General features: G+C 47.5%; 17 protein-coding genes and 1 pseudogene. 4 read left to right on the top strand and 14 right to left on the bottom strand.

Annotation, left to right across the window (positions count from 1 at the left end):
- Nucleotides 1–2 precede the first annotated feature (2 nt).
- From KQI79_RS21220 to KQI79_RS21190, 7 genes are all read right to left on the bottom strand, one after another.
- Nucleotides 3–971, bottom strand: a complete 969-nt coding sequence (locus KQI79_RS21220; protein ID WP_216540308.1) for an ABC transporter permease — start codon at nucleotides 969–971, stop codon at nucleotides 3–5.
- Nucleotides 971–2,494: a sugar ABC transporter ATP-binding protein gene (locus tag KQI79_RS21215; protein ID WP_367398221.1), complete on the bottom strand. Its 1,524-nt coding sequence runs from the start codon at nucleotides 2,492–2,494 to the stop codon at nucleotides 971–973. The genes KQI79_RS21220 and KQI79_RS21215 overlap by 1 nt, the downstream gene beginning before the upstream one ends.
- Nucleotides 2,491–2,889, bottom strand: a complete 399-nt coding sequence (gene rbsD, locus KQI79_RS21210) for a D-ribose pyranase (RefSeq protein WP_216540307.1) — start codon at nucleotides 2,887–2,889, stop codon at nucleotides 2,491–2,493. Before rbsD ends, KQI79_RS21215 begins: the two co-directional genes overlap by 4 nt.
- 152 nt (nucleotides 2,890–3,041) lie before the next feature.
- The gene (locus KQI79_RS21205; protein ID WP_216540306.1) at nucleotides 3,042–4,025 is read right to left on the bottom strand and encodes a substrate-binding domain-containing protein; all 984 of its coding nucleotides are present in this window, start codon (nucleotides 4,023–4,025) and stop codon (nucleotides 3,042–3,044) included.
- 85 nt (nucleotides 4,026–4,110) lie between these two features.
- Nucleotides 4,111–5,262: a M28 family metallopeptidase gene (locus KQI79_RS21200; RefSeq protein ID WP_216540305.1), complete on the bottom strand. Its 1,152-nt coding sequence runs from the start codon at nucleotides 5,260–5,262 to the stop codon at nucleotides 4,111–4,113.
- Between the two features lie 3 nt (nucleotides 5,263–5,265).
- Nucleotides 5,266–6,279 (bottom strand): LacI family DNA-binding transcriptional regulator, encoded by a 1,014-nt coding sequence (locus KQI79_RS21195; RefSeq protein ID WP_216540304.1) that lies wholly within the window; start codon nucleotides 6,277–6,279, stop codon nucleotides 5,266–5,268.
- 141 nt (nucleotides 6,280–6,420) lie between these two features.
- The gene (locus KQI79_RS21190) at nucleotides 6,421–7,296 is read right to left on the bottom strand and encodes an SDR family oxidoreductase (RefSeq protein WP_216540303.1); all 876 of its coding nucleotides are present in this window, start codon (nucleotides 7,294–7,296) and stop codon (nucleotides 6,421–6,423) included.
- Nucleotides 7,297–7,417: 121 nt separating this feature from the next.
- Here KQI79_RS21190 and KQI79_RS21185 point away from each other — a divergent pair.
- A pseudogene (locus tag KQI79_RS21185) lies at nucleotides 7,418–8,758 on the top strand (FAD-dependent oxidoreductase).
- Between the two features lie 116 nt (nucleotides 8,759–8,874).
- Here KQI79_RS21185 and KQI79_RS21180 read toward each other — a convergent pair.
- From KQI79_RS21180 to KQI79_RS21170, 3 genes are all read right to left on the bottom strand, one after another.
- The gene (locus KQI79_RS21180) at nucleotides 8,875–9,282 is read right to left on the bottom strand and encodes a hypothetical protein (protein ID WP_216540302.1); all 408 of its coding nucleotides are present in this window, start codon (nucleotides 9,280–9,282) and stop codon (nucleotides 8,875–8,877) included.
- A 153-nt stretch (nucleotides 9,283–9,435) separates the two neighbouring features.
- Nucleotides 9,436–10,971: a M56 family metallopeptidase gene (locus KQI79_RS21175; RefSeq protein ID WP_216540301.1), complete on the bottom strand. Its 1,536-nt coding sequence runs from the start codon at nucleotides 10,969–10,971 to the stop codon at nucleotides 9,436–9,438.
- Nucleotides 10,968–11,369: a BlaI/MecI/CopY family transcriptional regulator gene (locus KQI79_RS21170; protein WP_216540300.1), complete on the bottom strand. Its 402-nt coding sequence runs from the start codon at nucleotides 11,367–11,369 to the stop codon at nucleotides 10,968–10,970. Before KQI79_RS21170 ends, KQI79_RS21175 begins: the two co-directional genes overlap by 4 nt.
- 266 nt (nucleotides 11,370–11,635) lie before the next feature.
- Between KQI79_RS21170 and KQI79_RS21165 the strand changes: the two genes are divergently transcribed.
- Entirely contained in the window at nucleotides 11,636–12,547 is a 912-nt protein-coding gene (locus KQI79_RS21165; protein ID WP_216540299.1) for a polysaccharide deacetylase family protein, read from the top strand.
- 155 nt (nucleotides 12,548–12,702) lie between these two features.
- Here KQI79_RS21165 and KQI79_RS21160 read toward each other — a convergent pair whose 3' ends face one another.
- Together KQI79_RS21160 and KQI79_RS21155 are read right to left on the bottom strand one after the other, a co-directional pair.
- Nucleotides 12,703–13,074: a transposase gene (locus KQI79_RS21160; RefSeq protein WP_216540298.1), complete on the bottom strand. Its 372-nt coding sequence runs from the start codon at nucleotides 13,072–13,074 to the stop codon at nucleotides 12,703–12,705.
- A 154-nt stretch (nucleotides 13,075–13,228) separates the two neighbouring features.
- Nucleotides 13,229–13,987, bottom strand: coding sequence for a class I SAM-dependent methyltransferase (locus KQI79_RS21155; protein WP_216540297.1), 759 nt, complete (start codon nucleotides 13,985–13,987; stop codon nucleotides 13,229–13,231).
- Nucleotides 13,988–14,243: 256 nt separating this feature from the next.
- On the opposite strand from KQI79_RS21155, the gene KQI79_RS21150 reads away from it, so the two are divergent.
- Nucleotides 14,244–14,861, top strand: a complete 618-nt coding sequence (locus KQI79_RS21150) for a class I SAM-dependent methyltransferase (RefSeq protein WP_216540296.1) — start codon at nucleotides 14,244–14,246, stop codon at nucleotides 14,859–14,861.
- Between the two features lie 157 nt (nucleotides 14,862–15,018).
- Here the strand turns inward: KQI79_RS21150 and KQI79_RS21145 are convergent, their stop codons facing one another.
- Both KQI79_RS21145 and KQI79_RS21140 read right to left on the bottom strand, forming a co-directional pair.
- The gene (locus tag KQI79_RS21145) at nucleotides 15,019–15,909 is read right to left on the bottom strand and encodes a class I SAM-dependent methyltransferase (protein ID WP_216540295.1); all 891 of its coding nucleotides are present in this window, start codon (nucleotides 15,907–15,909) and stop codon (nucleotides 15,019–15,021) included.
- A gap of 56 nt (nucleotides 15,910–15,965) precedes the next feature.
- Complete coding sequence (locus KQI79_RS21140) at nucleotides 15,966–16,451, bottom strand: RrF2 family transcriptional regulator (RefSeq protein ID WP_216540294.1); 486 nt, start codon at nucleotides 16,449–16,451, stop codon at nucleotides 15,966–15,968.
- Nucleotides 16,452–17,031: 580 nt separating this feature from the next.
- Between KQI79_RS21140 and KQI79_RS21135 the strand changes: the two genes are divergently transcribed.
- On the top strand, nucleotides 17,032–20,325 hold the full coding sequence (locus KQI79_RS21135; protein WP_483311404.1) for a galactose-binding domain-containing protein: 3,294 nt from the start codon (nucleotides 17,032–17,034) through the stop codon (nucleotides 20,323–20,325).
- Nucleotides 20,326–20,503: the final 178 nt, after the last annotated feature.

Here is a 20,503-nt window from a genome sequence, read left to right as displayed (position 1 = left end):
ATTTATTCTTTTCGGAATTGATCAATCCAAACGGCGCCGACAATAATTAAACCAAGCGTAATCATTTGCCAATAGGAGGAGACGCCAAGTAAATTCAGTCCGTTGCTTATCACCCCGGTAATAAGGGCTCCGATCAGCGTGCCGATAATACTCCCTTTCCCTCCGGAGAAGCTTGTCCCGCCAATGACAACGGCAGCAATCGCATCAAGCTCCATCGATGTACCGGCGCTTGGTTGGCCGGAGTTTAATCTTGAGGCCAGAATAATTCCCGCGATGGCAGCGGCAAGCCCGCTAATAACAAATACGGAAACTTTCGTAGATTTGGTTTTGATGCCCGAAAGCCGCGCAGCCTCTTCATTTCCGCCAAGAGCATATACATTTCTTCCAAACCTAGTGTATTTCAAGACGATAAATCCTACAATAAAACAAACGGCCATCACGACAACCGGAAAGGGAATCGGGCCGATATAGCCTCTTCCAATGAAAGAAAAGCTTTCCGGCAAATTGCTGATCGGATATCCGTCGGTATACACCAAGGAAAGTCCTCTTGCAATCGTCATCATACCGAGAGTTACAATAAATGAAGGGATTCTTCCATAGGTCGTAACGAACCCGTTAATAAAACCAAGCGCTACTCCGAGCAGTAAGCCAATAATTATGGAAACCGTTACCGGCAAGCCTGAGATCATGAAGCCGGTGGTCAGACATCCGATCAGGGCAACAATTGAACCGACACTTAAGTCGATTTCTCCGGATAAAATAACGAACGTCATTCCTATGCCTAAAATCGCAACAATCGTAATTTGTCTAGCAACGTTCAATAAGTTGTAAGCTGTTAAAAAACTATCCGATAATAAACTCATCGTAATGAAAAGTAGGATAAAAACAATGACAATTCCCATGTTTTTTCGTAATTGGCTTAGAAAAACTCCTTCGGATCCTGCCTTGATCTTCGCGTCGACACCCACCATTATCGTCCTCCTGTAGCATGGTACATAATTCGCTCCTGGGTTACCTCATGTTTTGATAATGTACCCGTTATTTCCCCTTCGTACATCACCAACACATTATCGCTTAACCCAATAATCTCGGACAATTCGGATGAGATCAAAATAATTGATTTTCCTTGCCCTGCCATGCTAATAATTAACTTATAAATTTCCGCCTTCGCTCCGACGTCGATCCCGCGCGTCGGCTCGTCAAATATGAGGACATCGGTGTCGGCGTTCATCCATTTGCCTAGCACTACCTTCTGCTGATTGCCTCCACTAAGCCTCTTCACGATTTGATTCACATTCGATGTTTTGATCTGAAGCTCTTGAATGTACTTTTCCGTAATTTCAATTTCTTTCTTCGGATGAACCAATCCATTGACAATAGCGTTTCCCAAGTTTGCCATCATCGCGTTTTCGCGTACGCTAAGTTCGATAACTAATCCTTGATTCTTCCTATCCTCCGGAACAAGTCCAATCCCGTTCTTAATCGCTTGATGAGGCGATTTAAATGTAACCGCCTTAGACCTTAGGAAGATTTCACCGGCATCGGGACGATCCGCGCCAAAAATTAAGCGCGCCAGTTCCGTTCTGCCTGCCCCCACCAATCCGGCAACACCTAATATTTCGCCTTTATGAAGGGTAAAGCTTACATTCTTAACGTATTTTCCGCGACACAATCCCTTTACGGCAAGGACCTCTTCTTTAAATTCCTTAACCTCTTTCTCCGGAAAAGTCTGATCTAACGGTCGTCCCACCATCATTTCAATTAAAGAATCTTTGGTAAGATCGCAGGTATCTTTCGTGCCAACATAAGTACCGTCCCGTAATACCGCGATCCTGTCGCAAACGCTAAATAATTCCTCCAACCGATGACTGACGAAAATAATCGTGATTCCTTTTGCTTTCAGCTCACGCACCTGACGCAACAAAATCTCGGTTTCTTCTCCGGTTAATGTGGCCGTAGGTTCATCCATAATCAGCACATTGGCTTTGGTGGCCAGAGCTTTGGAGATTTCAACCATTTGCTGCTTGGCGACAGACAGATTGGATACCTTCTCCATCACGTTAATATCCAAGTTAAGCTGCTCCAGTACTTGTATGGCATCTTCCTTTAATTTTTTCCAATTTACCAAACCGTTCTTTAGCGGGAGCTTTCCTAAATAAATATTCTCTACCACGGATAGGCTAGGAATTAAATTAAATTCTTGATAAATCACGGATAGTCCCAAATTTTGAGCTTCTATTGGATGCCTGACTTCAAAAGGTTCTCCGTTTAGCAGTATTTCGCCGGAATCTTTTTGGTGCGCGCCGGCCAAAATTTTGATTAAGGTTGATTTGCCGGCGCCATTCTCGCCGATTAAACCCAGGATCTCCCCCTTGCGTACGTCAAAGGAGATATCTGAAAGCGCCTTTACTCCAGAAAAGGTTTTGCTTACGTTTTTAATTTCCAATATACTCGTAGAAGACATAGCAATTCCTACCTTTTCGAATGAAGTCAAAACATAACTCCCGCAACGAGAATGATGTTACTGTAAGGTGTAAATTCTCCTGTTCTAACGATAACCTTTGCATTCTTGGCCAGTTCTTGCAGTTCTTTATGAGGTATCGCTCTCAACGCAAATTGCCCTTGAATGACATGGTTCAATTGATCCTGTATATGCGGGCTAACTTGATTCATTTCAATATCGATTATAGCCTCTTGCACTTTTAATTCGGAAAGAATGATCCGCAACGTGTCGATGAAGCTTGGAATCCCTTCGGCCAATGCTAAATCGATACATTTGACCCCCTTAGGAATCGGCAAACCCGCATCGCCAATCACGATTAAATCTTCATGGCCGGCTTGAGCAATGACTTGAGCCAACTCATTATGAAGTACGCCTTGTTTTTTCACACCTATCCCTCCAAATGACGTATCAAGGGACTTTACATGGAATTTTATTGTGTTATCATAGGTATTGGTTTGTTTTCTCCCTTCAGATATCGTCACAACATTTCCATGTAAAGTTTGTCCCTTATTGAACATGAAACTCCCATTTTCAATGTTCAATTGTCGAAATCTTGTGCTTTTTTAATCCCGTCTTTTGTAAATAACCCTACTTCAACGGGGATATCTGAAGGGACCTGTTCCCCATTCACAATATCAACCGCAGACTGAACAGCGATATTTCCAAGTTTCTCAGGGAATTGAATCACACTTCCGATGTAGTTTACCCCATTGTAGACTAGCTCCTGTTCTTCAGCAGTGGCATCGAAACCAATCACAGCAACGCTATCGGATTTATTAGCCGCTTTAATCGCATCGTAAGAGCCAAGTCCGCCTTGTCCGCTATAAGCATATACAAGTTTGACATTCGGATGTGCGGTCAATATATCCTCCATGCCCCTCATGAAATCTTCCCTTGTGGCACCGCCGAATTCTTGAACAATGTTGATATCGGCCACAGTCGAAACCGCTTTCTTAAACCCGTCGACTCTTTCTTTAGACGAACTGGAGAGCGGGTTGCTCATAATAACGACTTCTTTCGTACCGCTAAATTGCGATAAATAGTCAATAGCAGCCTTGCCGGCTAATTCGCCGCCCAATGAGTTATCCGAACCGATATATGTTGCAAATGTGCCTGAGGAAGGCTTCATATCGATCGTAATTACCGGTATGTTTCGTTCCTCGGCAGCCTGTAAACCTTGGCTGATCCCCTTAGGGTCTACTGCATTCAGGATAATGGCATCGACACCCTGTGCGACGAAATTTTCGAGCGCGGATACTTGGGTTTGAAGATTTAATCCAGCGTCGTTAACGTTAACGATTTCAACATCCGACGCAAGAGCCTGCATCTCGATCCCTTTACGAATATCCTGGAAGAACGGATATTGCAACGTCATCAGGGAAACCCCTATTTTAAGCGTCTTCTTTTTTTCACCCTGATTGGCGGCATTCGGACTTCCCGAACCCGCTTCGTTTTGATTCGCACATGCAATAACAGATAAAGATAACAGTCCAACCAATAGCAAATGAACAATTTTTCTCATGATGCTTCCCTTTCCTTTTTAAAGGTATAGTTGAATCTTTCACCTTGCCTCTCCTTGCTCCTTCCTGCCCCTCCTTTCTCCCGATTTAACTTTCGCTAATAACACCCATGTGTTTTAACAATTCCACAAGTATATGAATGAATTCCCTCATATTTGTAAATGTGTTTTCATGAAGGATGTCATTAGAAGAATGTATAATTTCCTGATCGTTTATTGTGAACATACACACAGGAATTCCTAAGTTATAGAAAGGTGTATGATCCGATCCCGGCGGCGGCGGTGTCTTAACGTAAATATCCCGCTTATATACCTGATTAAAGAAATGTAACAGTTCACGCTCAACTTTTTCCGGTCCAACCCAGGCTTCTAATACATTTCCGCGGCCTAGCCCGTCAATATTAATAACAAAGTCGATTTTTTCCTTCCCGGTAGCTACTAAATGCTGTGCATACGCATCGCTTCCGGCTAAATTCCATTCCTCTGCTCCCATGAATACCAATTCGACGTTCTTCCGAATATTATATTTTTTCAACAAAGCAGCGAGATTCAATAAAACCGCAACACCGCTAGCATTATCGTAAGCGCCTGGGGTATTGAACATCGTATCGTAATGTGCGCAAATGAGAATTTTTCCCGCAGCAGTATTTTTTGTATTGTAAAGAACTCTAATGTTGTTTCCTTCCTTTTCCCCTGTTTTTGTTGTATCCAGGGCTCCTCGAACGGTAACATTCTTTTTCTCTTTTATATAGTTGAGAAGAAGTTGAGACTCTTTCATCCCAATTGCAAAATGAGGAAGATCGCTGTTGCCTTCTGCTAACGTTTGAGAAATCGCTTGCCCGTCCGGCCTTCCCGATATATACCCGACTAATTCCCCGTTTCCGTCTACGATGCCAAAGCGCAGCCATTCGTACATGTTCCAAATAATCGTTTCACCAATAAATAGCAAAGTCCCTTGCACAGCAGCATTTTGTGTCGTGCCGCTGCCCAGAAGAACCGAGGTTTCGATTTTCAATTGCTCCGGCGTTTCAACAAACAATTCGGCAGGTCCGTTCATTTGCCAACCTTCGTAAGAAAAGGTTTGCAAGACCGGGGTAAGATCCGCCTTCTTTATTTGATCTACAATGTAATGAATCGAGTCCCTTTCCCCGGCTGTTCCCATAAACCTAGGGGCCACAGATACCAAGTACTCCCAATCCTTTTTCATACACTGCATGTCTTCGTCTAATAATACGGCCATACTTTATTGCACCACCTTCATCGAAGTAGAATTCCTTATGACTAACTCAGGTTTAAGTAAAACGTGCTGCTTCCCGGGTTCAACTGTCCCTTGGATACGTTTAAGCAAAAGCTCTGCCGCATTTTTCCCCATTTCATATACAGGCTGCCTGACCGTCGTTAGAGCCGGGGTGATTAAAGAAGCAACGATAACATCATCGTAACCGATGACTGAAATATCCTGCGGGATCCTCACCTCCTTTTCAACGAGGGCGCGAATTCCGCCAAATGCCATAAAATCATTCGCATAAAATATCGCATCCGGGATATTTTTTCTTTGTTCGATAAGTTCCATCGTTAATCGGTAACCGTCTTCCAAGCGAAAACTCCCATTCAAAATGGAAGGGTCGCTCGTGATCTCATGGTCAGCCAGACATTGAATAAACGCTTGTTTCCGTAAATTCGCGACTTTCGAATTCTCACGACCCGCGATATGTACAATCTCCTTAGCGCCAAGGTCGATCAAATACTTCGTCGCGTCATATGCGCCCTGGTAATTATCCGAATAGATCACGTCAAATTCCGCCGTATTCTCATGTCTTTCTAAACATACGAACGGTGTATCAGCGATATATTCCAATACAACATCCGATGGCAGATCTACGCCCACAAGTATGATTCCATCCACTTTTCGGGCCTGCAAAAGCTTCAAGTAAGCCAGTTCTTCCTGCGAATTTTGATCCGTATTGCACAAAAATACGGAGTAACCGTTTTCTCTCAAAAAATCTTCAACGCCTCTGACCATCAGCGGGAAGAAAGGGTTTACAATGTCAGGAACAACCAGCCCGATCGTTTTTGTTTCCTTACTCTTTAAACTTCTGGCGATGCTATTGGGCTCGTAATTCAGCTCTCTGATTGCTTCGTCAATTTTCCTTTTCGTTTCTTCATTCATGTTCCCATCCGCTTTCCCATTCACGTAACGGGAGACCGTCGCGATCGAAACACCGGCTTTTTTGGCAACATCCGTTATCGTACTCATTCCGATTAACTCCTATAACATATTATTTGATAATAATCCAAAGCATTTGGAGCGAACGAAAACGTTTAACGAAAACGTTTAACCTGATAATAGCACAAAATTTTTTGAGTGTAAAGAACTCCTTTTATCCTAACCCCTATTTTACCCGTTGATGACGACGCCTCCGTTAATATGCAAGAATTGCCCCGACATATAGGAAGAATCATCCGAAGCCAAAAAAACATAAGCCGGCGCGATTTCCTGGGGCTGCCCCGCCCGTTTCATCGGCGTCTTTGCCCCCCAGTTGGCCACTTGTTCGGCAGGAAACGAGGCCGAAATCAACGGCGTCCAAATCGTACCGGGGCAAACGCCGTTCACTCGGATTCCCCGGCTGTGCAATGACTTGGATAGCGATCGCGTAAAAGCGACAATGGCTCCCTTCGTGGCGGAATAATCGATCAACTGTTCATTCCCTTCATAAGCGGTTAGAGAGGCAGCGTTAATAATAGCGCCCCCTGGCCTCAAATGCTTCAATGCGGCCTTGGTTAGATAGAAGACAGAAAAGAAATTGGTGCGAAACGTTTTCTCCATCTGCGCGGACGTAATATCTTCCAGCGAGTTTTGGACTGACTGTTCCGCCGCATTATTGACCAGGATGTTCAGCTTGCCGAATTCGTTCACGGTTTGCTCCACGACATTCCCGCAAAATAATTCATCTCCGATGTCTCCGGCGATGGAAAGGCAGCGGCGCCCCTTTTGTTCCACGATTCGCTTCGTTTCTTCCGCGTCGCTATGCTCGTTTAGATAGACGATGGCGACATCCGCCCCTTCTTTTGCGAAGGCGACGGCGATTGCCCGCCCCTGTCCGCTATCCCCTCCCGTAATAATCGCAACTTTATCTTTCAGTTTTCCGCTGCCGATATAATTCGGGTTATCGAATGCGGGCCTTGGATGCATCTGCGACTCTATACCGGGTTGCCGGCTCTGATGCTGGGGGGGAAAGGGCGTCGGATAGCCGGTTTGCGTTATGGTTGTCATCAATTGTCTTCTCCTTTATTATGATTTCGGATAGTTCGGATAAGGAACCCGATCTGTAGGAACTTCCAGCAAAACCGGTATCGACCCGGTTCGCGGAGTTTGTAACAAATGGCAAGACGAGATGAATAGTCCCAATCCGGTTGTACATCATGTTGATCATATCAAGGAACATCGATTCGAGAATTTGAGCCGGCGAAAATATAAAGAAGATGCTGACGTATGCATTGTAGGGGCCGGTGCGGCCGGAGGCGTATTAGCCTATGAACTTAGTAAAGCCGGGCTAAAGGTCGTTGTCATTGAAGCGGGGCCATTCTGGAACCCGCAAACCGATTTTGCCAGCGATGAATTATCCACGACCCGTCTTGCATGGCAAGACACTCGTTTTACCATCGGCGCAAATCCGTTGCAACTTGGCCATAACAACTCGGGCAGAGGGGTGAGCGGAGGGACAACCCATTTCACCGGGGTATTTTTGCGTTTTCACGAAAGCGACTTTCGGACGAAAACGGAAGATGGCGTCGGGGAAGAATGGCCGATAACCTACCAAGACCTGGCGCCTTATTACGATAAAATCGAAAGAGATATTGCCGTCTCGGGACCGAAGAACTTTCCCTGGGGTTCTTTTCATGGCCCGTATCCGTATCCGGAACGCGAACCTCTAAGCGGGAATGCCGAGATCTTTCGCAAAGGCTGCGAAAAACTTGGCATTCGAAGCGTTGTACCCCCGCTTGCTCTTTCACTCGACGAGCGCACAGTTCCCGAACGGACTTGCCAATTCCAGCGGTTGGGTAGGCAAGGCGATTATGGTTCATAGCAGCAACGACGTTTATGGAAAATTTCCGGAAGAAATTCGCCTGTATAAAGGTACGCCCGTTCTAGCCACAACGCAAGATTTCTATGAAACCGATCCAAGCCGCGGTTTTGCGCGGGGATACACGTTGCATGCGCATGGGGCTCGGCCTGTGGCTATGGCAAAAGGAATTTCAAAGACGGCCAAGCTATGGGGACAGCAGCTTCGCGAAACGATGCTGGACTACAATTATTACGGAAGAGTTACGCTCGTTGGCGAAGTTCTGCCTGAGCCGAATAACTGCGTCACCCTTTCCGACGAGACGGATGAGTACGGCATGCCTGTTCCAAACGTTGCTTTTTCGTATGGTGACAACGACAATAAATTAATTGCCCACGCCGTATGAAGGATATTATCCGTGCCGCCGGGGGATCTCCGGAATTTGTCACGGACGATACAGCCCATTTAATGGGTGGATGCCGCATGGGGAATAACCCCGAAATGTCGGTTGCGAATCGTTACGGGCAAACGCATGATGTGCGGAATTTGTTTATTTGCAGCGCCAGCCTCTTTGTGACTTCCGGAGGAGGGAATCCAACGAATACGGTCATGGCGCTTGCCGCTCGAACCGCCGATTATATTATCGAACAGGTAAGGCAGCGGGACATCTAGTCTGTTTTGCAGAGACGTCTCCCGCTTTCAACGACTGAAATCGCAAAAGTCCGCCCGGGTCAGGAAATTGCCGAGCGGACTTTTGTGATTCATTCGGTAAATTGCATGCAAATAAATTACATATAGCGATTAAAATTGGAGTAGCCCAGTAATCTGTTCATTTCGAGCGGCATCGCATAATTGGACAACTTCGGGCCGCGCATGAAGCTTGACAGAAGTAGCGGACCGTTCAACAGACTGCTTCCCCCAGCCGCAGAAAACGCCAATGGAGATGCGAGAGCGCCGAAGGACTGACCTATGTACGGCGATGGATACAAAGCGGCATCTATAGCAGAATGGGGTATTGCATTGGACATGACGCCCGTCGTCGTGTCGCTCACGGCTTGTCTCATGACGGATACCGCCAGCCAATCGGCAAAGGAGCGGAAAGAGGAAAGAGCTTGGTACTCTTTCTGTTTCCCACCTGTCTCCGCTTGTCTGATCGAGCATCGGCAGACCGGATCCAAAACGCTATAATCGATCATATCTTTCACCTCCTTTCCCTTCGCTTTTCTCGCATTCCGTTCAGTGTAACGAGTTAGCCTTCCCAAACAGACTATAACTATAGTCTTTTATGCCGTTAACAAGCAAACCGAGTATGCGGTAACGTTGCCTCGTTATTCCCGGCACTTCCTCGCTTAATATAGATTGATTCGCTGTACGAGCTCCAAAGTGGATAAATCGGTGATACTCCGTTTCCCCCCGCTAATCCCCATCCATTTGCCATTGTAGTATGGGTAATAGAGAAACACCAAAATTTTGCCTTGCCGCATCTCTCGTCTCCCGATCCCTTGCAAAATCGGCCTGGTTTCAATCGAGACGGGATGACGTTCGTCGACAAGCAGCATTCGTATCGAGGCAAGCCATTGTGCAAGCCGGTCCTTCTGTTGCGGTTGCCGAAGAAGCAAGACAATATCGCTAGCTGTACCGGCCTGTCCGGCCATTAATACGCTCATCTCCCTAACGGTCCGCATGCTCCTCGGATTGACCGATTCATCCAGCCAAAAGGCATACAAGGTCGGTTGCGGGTTCGCCGCTGCGGTTCGCTGAGCGAAATCGCTTCCTCCGGGCAGCATGCACAACCCGACGATGAACGCCAGGATGCCGATCGCCGCTCTTTGGCGCCGTGTCGCCTTAACCTCGCAAATCGAAAGAGCAACGGCACGAACGCGCTCTGCCAGAACAGATTGACGTTCCAACCAATGAACGGCGGAACCGATCCGTCGACGCGGAGCCAGACGACAATTTAACTCGCCCTGTTTAAGCAGAAGCTGCCCATATGCGGCCTTCTCCGGACCGGACAGCGTGCGCGTCACTCGCCTGTCGCAGCGCAGTTCCACATCGTCGCCAAGCCGATTGAACGCCATATGGACAAGCGGATTAAACCAGTGCAAGAGTCGAACCAGATTGGCCGCAAGTTGAAGGCAGCCGTCCTTCATCTTCCAATGCTGCAGTTCATGCAGTAAAATAAAGCGCAGTTCCGTCTCCGTGTAATGTTCCTTAAAGTCGTATGGAAGGATGATCCGCGGCTTAAACAGACCGTAAAGAAACGGAAAAACCGTCCCCCCCAACAGCAGTTCGACGGGAGAAGAAATGCCGACTTCTGTTTTGCACTCCCGGAGCAGACGTATGGCGACCGCGTCCCGGCAAGGCAATGCACGACGAATGCGGAGCTTCATTCCCCTCGCATTCCGCCATCCTACACCTGCGCGGACCAAACAACCGATCAGCCAAACCGCAGAGATTGCCGTCAACAGCTGCGTATGCGCTTCTCCCGTACGCCGGTTCGAGTTCGCTTCCTCATCGAAATGAAAACCTCCGATTCGCTTTTCGTTCCCGTTCTCATAGCCTGGCAATGCGGAAGCTTCGGACTGCCGCGAATGTCCCTGAAAGCGGACTTCGTTCCAATAATCGGCGGCGGCATTCATCACCCAACCCACACCGTAGCGTTGTTGATAAATGTAACGGTCTGTCCAGTCCTCGATGCCTGCCAGGCCGGGAACGGACAACGGAAAGAGCAGCTTGACGAGCAAGATCATCCAAAGCCATATCAGCCATGAAGGGTGAATCCTTCTCCGGACGACACGTCTGAATAAGAGAACAATCGCCGCAACCGCCGCGGCCGACATTGACAGCTCGAACACTTTGACAAAAGCGATCTGCAAAGCGATCATTTGGAGCGAATCCGTTCGGCGGCTTGCAGTAGCAGTTTCTGCATATCTTCCAGATCTTCCGGCGAGTTTTGCCGATCCTTCAGGAAGCCGTTTAGCATGGCTCCGATGTTGCCGTCATAATATAATTCCAGGAAATGTTCCCGTTCCTGCGCCAAATACGCTTCCTCGCTTATCAGTGGAAAGTAATGATAAATCCGACTGTCTCGACGGTCTGCCTCAAAACCGACGAGCCCTCTTTTCACCAAATTTCGAAGCAAAGATTTTATCGTGCGGAAGTGCCATCGCTTATGCCGTTCAATTTGCTCCACAATGACCGAAGCGGTACAACGTTGCTCCTTCCAAAGCACCTTCATAACGGAAAGCTCCGAGGTTGTTATATGAAGTTTCCTGTCCGGCATTGCCATTCTCCTTTCCGTTCATATGAAATTTTGCGCCGGCAGCGGCGAAGCGAAACCGTGTGCGACCCCCTCTTTCAATATATATCGGCTGCTAAAAAGACTAATGTTATAGTCTTTTTCTTAACGCGGTTATTCGCTCCTTATCAAAGGGTCCCATCATTTCATTTTAAGCAAAAGTTAATGCTTTGTTAAGCGATTCCGAGATGAATCGATAAGATGTCTCCCCTATTCTTCCTATATCAAACGATATCACAGAGGAGGACACCATGACTCGCAGCTTGTCCCTGTTGTGGATTACCATCCTGTTTCTGATTATCCTTTTCTTTCTGTTAGCGGGCGACTCGTCTTTTCCGAAACGCGAAGCTTCGGTCGCACAGTCAGAGCCCGTTTATTATTCCGACCAAGTCGCGGTTCTGATGTATCATCACCTAGAGACGGAAACTACCCCCGGTTTGTCCTCCCTTGCGGTTCGGGACTTTCAGAAGCAAATGCATCTGCTGAAGGAGAACGGATTCCACGTCATCAGTATGGAGCAATACGCCCGTTACATGATGGAAAGCGCACCGGTTCCCGATAATGCAGTGCTTCTGACGTTCGACGACGGTTACGAAAGCTTCTATTCGCATGCTTATCCGATTTTGCGCAAGTACCATTATCCCGCCACGAATTTCGTTATCGTATCGTCGATTGATGACCGGAACCGCCAAGGTATTCCGAAGTTGACCTGGGAGCAGATGAGGGAAATGCAAAAGTCCGGTATGAGCTTCTATAACCACACCTTCGATTCTCACCGTTACGGCCGCGTCGATTCAAGCGGGCATAAAGGCGCCGTTTTGTCGCATCCGCTCTATCTGGAAGACCACGGTCGAATGGAAACGACAACGGAGTATATCCGCCGCGTCTCGAACGATTTGGAGGCGGCGGAACGGAGGTTGCGAGAAGAGTTGTCTAATGAAATGGGAATTATTGCCTTCCCTTATGGGCAGTACGATCAAGAACACACATTGAAGATTATGCAGAAGTTGGACATCGAACTCGCATTTACGATCCAGCCGGGTATCAATACCAGATCGGACCGCTTTGGCCGCCGGATCAACGCCGGCGGCGCCGACCAATCGCCGGAACAGCTGATCGCCCAATTAAAGGCGCTGAATGACCCAAGTTTCTCAACAGAATGAGACATGTTCGCAGGCTTGCTGCAGCAGCCAATCATAACGGCCAAAGGCCTGCGCAGTTGCAGGCTTTACGAATCTATTTTTCTTTTGATATCAAAAAGTACAATTTTCCCACACAAAAGAATACTTGTTCGCATCAGGTTCGATCTTCGTGCCGTCTAAAAAGTAGTTCTCCATCGTGATGTAATTGTCTGCTTTTCAATACCGCGACAAGAGTAGACCTTTTGCGAATAACCGTACAGGATGACTTTGAGCATCATTTTGGGATGGTAAGGGCTTCGGCCCCCGCCCACATAATGAGCGAACAACAACTCGTCGGGGATGGCTTCAATCATCTCATCAATGACGCGGGCCACATGATGGTCGGGGATAAGTGCCCCCAGATCCAAAATCATGTGCATCTGTTTGTTATCGTAGGCTTTAAAGGTGGGAGCAAGATTTCGTTTGGAAACCGTTTTTTCTTCCACATCCCCTAGAGGAAGTGTCAATTGCATGGTATACTGTTCAGTAGTAGTCGTCAGATTACGCATAAAAACCGTCCTTTTTTGAATGATTGAGTGGTAACTTTCATTTTACAGGAAAAGACGGTTTTTTTGTGTACATTTTTCATATTCAACAAAAACGGGGCGTCCAGCAGTCAGTTTTCACTGACTTTTTTGGACAGCCCCTCATGAATGTGCAATTTTACTTTCGAACCGCTTCAAATGTGAATACCTGATTCCCGTTTGTCGGTTGTTTACCGTATAGATAGTCGGCAGAGCATACAATATCTGAGAATCCGATGTTTTCCAATACAAGCTTGAATTCCTCAATACCGTACCAGCGCAGCGCAAAACGCTGCAACTCGGATTGAATGAGTTTTCCGTTGCGCCATTTCTCATATTTTAGGTAGGAAACCGTAGATTGATGGAGCATATTAAATTCTACCGGCTTGTTTTCTAATGTAATGACATCCCCTGAAGGGAACGTATAGGTTGACGTAGAGATCTTTCCTGCTTCCCAGTTTTCGGGAAAAATAAGATCAATAATAACCCGTCCTCCAGGAACCAGATGCTTATAAAAACATTGCAGGGCGCTAATCGAGTCTTTACGATTCTCAATCAAGCAGAAAGACCCGGTCGGGATAATGATAGCCTCGTATTGATGAGACAACGAAAAATTTTGTAATTCTCCTTCATACAATACCGGCTTTAAGTTTCGCTCTTCGCAGCGCTTACGGCAAGAAGCCAACATTTCAGGGGAATAATCAATCCCGTCTACAAGCAGTCCTGACTCGAGAAGCGGAATGAGCATACGACCGGAGCCTACGGCCGCTTCCAGAATTCGACCTCGGCAAGATTTAAGTCTATCTAGATAATACTCGATATCGCCTCCGAGCGAGTGCCCGACAGGTTTGGTAAGATTATATACTTCCGTACACAGATTACTGTAATAACTGAACATTCGTTTTCTCCTCCGTTTTATAAGACACGGAAGATTAATAATCGATATTATACCTTCCGTACCTCTAATATAGCGTTTGATTGGAAAGAGCTGACTGTCATGAAAATCGCCTACTTTCATTAGAATTAATCCAAATACTACCACAGGCAAAAACAGTACGCAACAAATGAAAAATAAAACGGAACATATTGAAGATAAAAACGTATATACCTTGAACATCCTTCGTTTGTAAAGAGTGAAAGGAAAATGATCGCGTATGAATAACCCTTGGAATAAAGTGATTTATCGGGTATGGGCCCCCTTCTACGATTATTTCTTTAATTCCGGTCCTTTTCTAAAGGCTCGGAAAAAGATTTTTGAGGACCTCGACATTAAAGCTAACAGCCAAATTCTTTTTGTGGGCGTAGGGACAGGTGCAGACTTGCAGTTCATTATGGGGAACGATGTCTCTGTAACGGCAATCGACTTGTCACCCGAAATGCTGGACAAAGCCAAGAAAAAGTATGATGTACCTAACTTTAAGTTTATGGAGATGGACGCGCAAGATTTGACCTTTTCACCGGAATCGTTCGATATGGTTATTGCGAACCTGATCTTATCTGTCGTCCCCAATCCGGATCAATGCTTTCAGGGAATGTTACGGGTTACTCGAAGTGGGGGACATATCCTTATTTTCGATAAATTCGCTCCTCCCTCTCGGGAATTGCCTGCCATGAAGAAAATCCTTCGTCCCATCGCAGCAATGATGGGAACAGACATTGGCCGTCATTTTGAGCAGATCGTAAAACCCTACGAGAACCATGTTCAAGTGGAGGAAGATGTGCCAGCCTTACTTAACGGTATGTATCGAAAAATCTTACTTACTAAAATGTAACCGCCTCCTATTCGGACGATCTTGAAAAACAGTTTCTTCGCAACGAGAGTTCGGCAATATAATAAGACATCGGGAGGCGGGGAAGCCATAAGGAAATTCCCCTTCGCCTCCCGCCATTTGCGGATCGTTTCCTAATGTCTGGCCCGCCGCGCCGGACTCAAATCTCCCTCGTGTACATGTTCTGATCCTGCAATCGAATCAGCACCTTGCCAAAGCGTCCGCCCTGCCGGATGGCCACTTTGCCGGACGGATACGTTTGCTCCAAATAGTCCGCTACCGTTTTACGATTCCGCTCATCCGCAGGCAGACCGTGATGGCGAAGCCAGATCATCGCTTCCTGCAACGCCTCTTCTCGAGAAACTTCCGTCGTTTTCGTTTCCCGCGTAATAAGCGACTCGTATGCATAGCCTTTAAGATACAGCAGATGCAGCAAATATCCGATTTCCATCTGTTTCGTATGGAAGGGCCGACCGGTGACGAGCGGCCAGATTTCATTCACCAGACTGTGCTCTGCAGGACTCGCCGGCATACTGATATAACAAAACTTCCGGGCGCAATGGAGTACCTTTTCCACGCTTTCCCAATTGTGAATGACCGGGCACATCGAGACAAAGACGAGATCGAACGCCTGGCTCCAGCCTTTGGCCTGCACGTCAATCTCTTCGAACGGTTCGGGCACAATCTTCACCTGGCCTTCGGCGAAGTTTGCGATGTTTGCTTCCAACAATTCGACCAACGGGGGAGAGGTCTCTACGGCGGTTACACGGGCCCCTCGCTCCGCGAATGGCACTGAGAACACTCCCGAAGCGGCGCCAATATCCAGAACAGAAGCGTTTTCGAATCGAACTCCTTGTCCTTCAATCCAGTTCATGATTCGTTTGGTTCGTTTTCTTCCCTCTTCGTTAAACGATTGTTCGTTGAAAGTCTTGGCCTTATGGTCAAAGGCTCTGGCCGGATCGATTCCGGCCTTTTTCATCTTTTTTACGCCGGTATCGGCATCTTCTTTCCACGCTTTTTCCCAAATGTCCGCGTTGAAAAAATCGTTCATTATCAATCGCACCTCCATAGATCTACAATATCCGTAATTAAAGCGCAAGAAGCGGTTCACTTCTTGTTGGCCTCATGATTGCAACGCTTGAAAGCCTCATCCAGTACCGACTGGATTGTGTGTCCCCGCAAATATTGGTACAGATGCTGTTCCGCACCGTTCATCACCTTCTCAACCAAGCATTCGCTCTTTCCTGAACATTCGTGATCCCGCTGTGCAGCCCCCTCTTCCGCTAACAACCGATGCTGCTGCGAATTCGTATTCGAGCATTCGAACAACTGCTGCCTTCCTTCAATCACTTGAATCACATCAAGAAACGCAATCTGATCGGCCGGCCGTGCAAGCTCGTAACCGCCGTTCACCCCCGGCACGGCGCGTACGATGCCATCCTGCCTCAGCTTGGACATGATTTTGGATAAATAGCTTTCCGAAACGCCAAGCGTCGCGGATAATTCCTTGATTCCGATGTTGTTGCCACGCTCCGAGTGACCCAAATGAATCAAGGCGTGCAGCGCGTAATCCGTACTTTTGGAGAACTGCATGTTTCCCCCTCCCTTCCCAACACGATTTAATTATGGACCTACCATATCCATAATAATCGATTCGACTCCAATTTGCAATGACATTTCATCCAATCGCGATTTGGGTATGAAATTTCGAATAGAATCGTCGGATTCAACGCCTGCGAAGCCCCTTGTGTGTGATTTTTCGTACACATTTATGGAATCAGGACTCAAATCGGCGATTTATGTACGAAATTTCGAATAGAATCGTCGGATCGATACCGTGGGCCGCTCATTGTGTGTGATTTTTTGTCTTATCATTACAGGATCAGGGCTCCAATCGCGATTTCTGTTTTCGAAATGCGATCGGTAAAGCAAATAGAGACCCATATTATTCCTCTTTTTACTATTTCATAGAAATGCATACAATCATCGTAGGATTGCCACTTCAGAAAGCAAGACATCTGCACTATGATAAAAAGGAAAAAGTATCCATTTTTTTTATAAGGAGGTGTTTGTAGGGGCTTTATTCGCAAACAGAGGACGACCGTCTTTTGAAATTTGATCTGATTAGGAGGTGTTTATTTTGACAAAAAAGTTAAAGCAAACCCCACTATTCATCAGGCTCATTGTACTTGTTGTATTGTTGTCGCAAATTACGCTGTACCCTTCCCCATCATCCGCTGCAGACAGGGCTAATCTGGCTCTAGGCAAGACGGCAACGGCTGCCGGATACGCCGATGTGTATGTTGCCGGCAATGTGACCGACGGCAATCAAAGTACGTATTGGGAGAGTGTAAACAACGCTTTCCCGCAATGGCTTCAAGTGGATCTTGGCGCAAGCGCTACCATTGATCGGATCGTGCTTAAGCTGCCTGCCGGCTGGGAGGAGCGCACACAAACTTTGACTGTACAGGGCAGCACGAACGGCTCAAGCTTTGCCAATATTGTGGACTCGGCAAGCTATACCTTTCATCCCTCGATCAACAACAATACCGTGACGATCAACTTTGATGCAACGAGCACCCGTTATGTGCGGCTTCATTTTACCGCTAACACCGGGTGGCCTGCAGGACAGGTTTCCGAATTGGAAATTTACGGCGAAAGCGAAACGCCAGAGCCTCCTGACGGCACGAATATCGCCTTGAACAAACCGATTACCGCTTCCTCCTCCGTCCATACGTTTGTAGCAGCCAATGCCAATGACGGCAATATCGCTACTTATTGGGAAGGAAACGGCAATCCGAGCCAACTGACTGTCGATCTTGGCGCCGACCATCATATAAGTTCCATCGTCGTCAAGCTTAACCCGGCCAACGAATGGAGTACGCGCACGCAAACGATTCAAGTGCTTGGCAATCATCAGAACTCGGCCGCCTTCAACAATCTTGTTTCGGCCCAATCATATACGTTTGATCCGGCTACAGGCAACTCGGTAACGATTCCCGTTACAGCAACAGCGAAGGAAGTGCGTCTGAATATTACGACGAACTCCGGAGCGCCTGCCGGCCAAGTTGCCGAGTTTGAAGTATACGGCACACCCGCTCCAAACCCGGACTTGACCGTTACCGATCTATCGTGGACCCCAACCGCTCCGGTCGAGACGAGCGCCATTACCCTTAACGCCACCGTGCAAAATATCGGCGATGCCGACTCACCCGCAACATCGGTCAATTTCTATTTAGGAACCGAGTTTGTCGGCTCCGCTCCGGTAAACGAACTGACTGCCGGCGCATCAACAACCGTATCTGCGAATATCGGTGAGAGAAATGCCGGATCCTATACCGTCAGCTCCAAGGTAGACGAGAGCAACGCCATTATCGAACGGAACGAGAGCAACAACAGCTATACGAGTCCGTCGCCTTTAACAATCGCACCCGTAACCAGTTCGGACTTGATTGTAACTCCCTCATGGAATCCAAGCAATCCAAGCGCCGGCCATACGGTAACCTTCACCGTCAGCCTTAAGAATCAGGGCAATATTGCTTCCGGCGGCGGAGACCATCCGATTACGCTTGTGCTCAAAAGTGCCGCAGGCGCTACCATTCAAACCTGGAACGGCAACTATAACGGCGAGCTAGCAGCCGGCGCGTCAGCCAATATTACGATGGGTACCTGGACTGCGGTCAACGGCAGCTATACGGTAACGGCAACCGTCGCCGCCGATAGCAATGAAGAAGCCATCAAGCAAGCCAACAATTCAAGCTCGGCAAGCCTGTATTCAGGACGCGGCGCGAATATGCCGTTTACGATTATAGAAGCGGAGGATCCTTCCAACACAACGAACGGCACAAGACTGACGCCAAACTTCAAGCTTGGCGACTTTGCCGGCGAAGCCTCCGGACGTTCCGCCGTCTATTTGAATAATGCCGGCCAATACGTAGAATTTACGCTTCCCGCGCCTGCAAACGCCTTTGTGCTCCGCAATGCAGTCGCGGAAAATACAACCGGCACCATTAGCATTTATGCGGATGGAGTGAACAAGGGAAAATTCAATGTATCGTCCAAATTCTCCTACGTATACGCAACGCCAAGCACGCTGGGAGAGTTGGGTTATAATAATCAGCCTGGCGCAGGCCGAACCGCTTACTGGCTCTATGAGGATTCCCAGCTTATGCTTGACCAGGTCTATCAGGCGGGAACGAAAATCAGAATTCAAAAAGATGCCGGAGACGTGCCTTGGATTTATATAGATATGATTGAGACAGAACTTGTCGCTCCGCCCGCTTCCAATCCCGATCCCGGTAAATACGTCGAGGTTTCATCCTCCAAATCGATTGAGCAAGCGCTAAACGAGTTTAGGCAAGATCCCGACAAAAAAGGAATCTTTATTCCCGCGGGAGAGTGGACGATCAATGGCAAAATCTATTTGTACGGGCGCGCCACTGAAATTATCGGCGCCGGGCCTTGGCATACCAAGCTGGTAGCGCCGCAAAATCAAACCAATACCGATGTCGGATTCAATATTGGCTCTACAGCTAACGGCTCCACGATTAAAGACCTTTCCGCATGGGGCAATTACGTATACCGCGTCGACGGACCGGGCAAATTCATCGATGGCAACGCCATGCAGAACGTAACGATCCAAAATCTATGGGTCGAGCATTTTGTCTGCTTGTATTGGGGCGTCAATTCCTCCTACAATACGTTTAAGGATAACCGCATTAAAAACACCTTTGCAGACGGAATCAATATGACCAACGGCTCATCCTATAACGTCATTGACAACAATTACTCCAGAGGGGCGGGAGACGACGCTTTTGCATTGTTCAGCGCCATTGATTCCGGCGGCTCCTATAATGTCGGCAATCAATATACCAATCTTACCGCAACCAATGTAAGGCGGGCCGCTGCCTTTGCCATTTACGGCGGTTCGGATAATTTGTATCAAAATCTGTACGGAGCGGATACGCTCACTTATCCCGGACTTACGATAAGCAGCTTAAGCTTCGGCTACAATACGTTGGGCTTTGGCGATCAGGATACCGTCATCGACGGTGTCACCTTGGATCGCACCGGCGGGGATTTCTGGACCAGCGTAGGGGCAGACGATAAGATTAACGATTATCAAAATTTCGGAGCGGTATGGTTCTTTGGAGGAGATCGAGCCTTCAAGAATATCGCGTTAAAAAATGTCGACATTAATCATCCTGTATACTTCGGCTTAATGTTCCAAACGAAATCGCCTGAAAACCTCGCTATGCGGAACATTCGAATCGAAAATGTCAACATTAACAATCCTGCACGCTATGGCATTAAGCTTGTCGCAAGCGCGGAGCAGGGGCAAGGGCCGGTTGTCGGCGAAGCAAGCTTTACGAACGTGTTGGTGAATAACCCGGGCGTTGCGGCCATATACGGCGAGAGCAAGAGTCCTAACTTCCATATTACAAGAGTTTCGGGAAACAACTGGTAAGCAAAAGCAAAGCACGCGCCGCAGAGAGATCCGCGAGAACCTCTGCTTCTTGTTAACGCTAAACATTCCTGTGTAGGCTAAGAAATGGCCTTTGAAAAAAACAGGAGCGCCTCGTATGATAGGGGTGTGACGGGTCTAGAGCCCTAAAAACCTATCAGGAGGCGCTTACTATGAAGTT

It is taken from the genome of Paenibacillus sp. MSJ-34, from assembly GCF_018918005.1.
Taxonomy (GTDB): domain Bacteria; phylum Bacillota; class Bacilli; order Paenibacillales; family Paenibacillaceae; genus MSJ-34.
The sequence above is the reverse complement of the archived record's forward strand: the minus strand, read 5'-3'. Positions and strand labels throughout refer to the sequence as shown.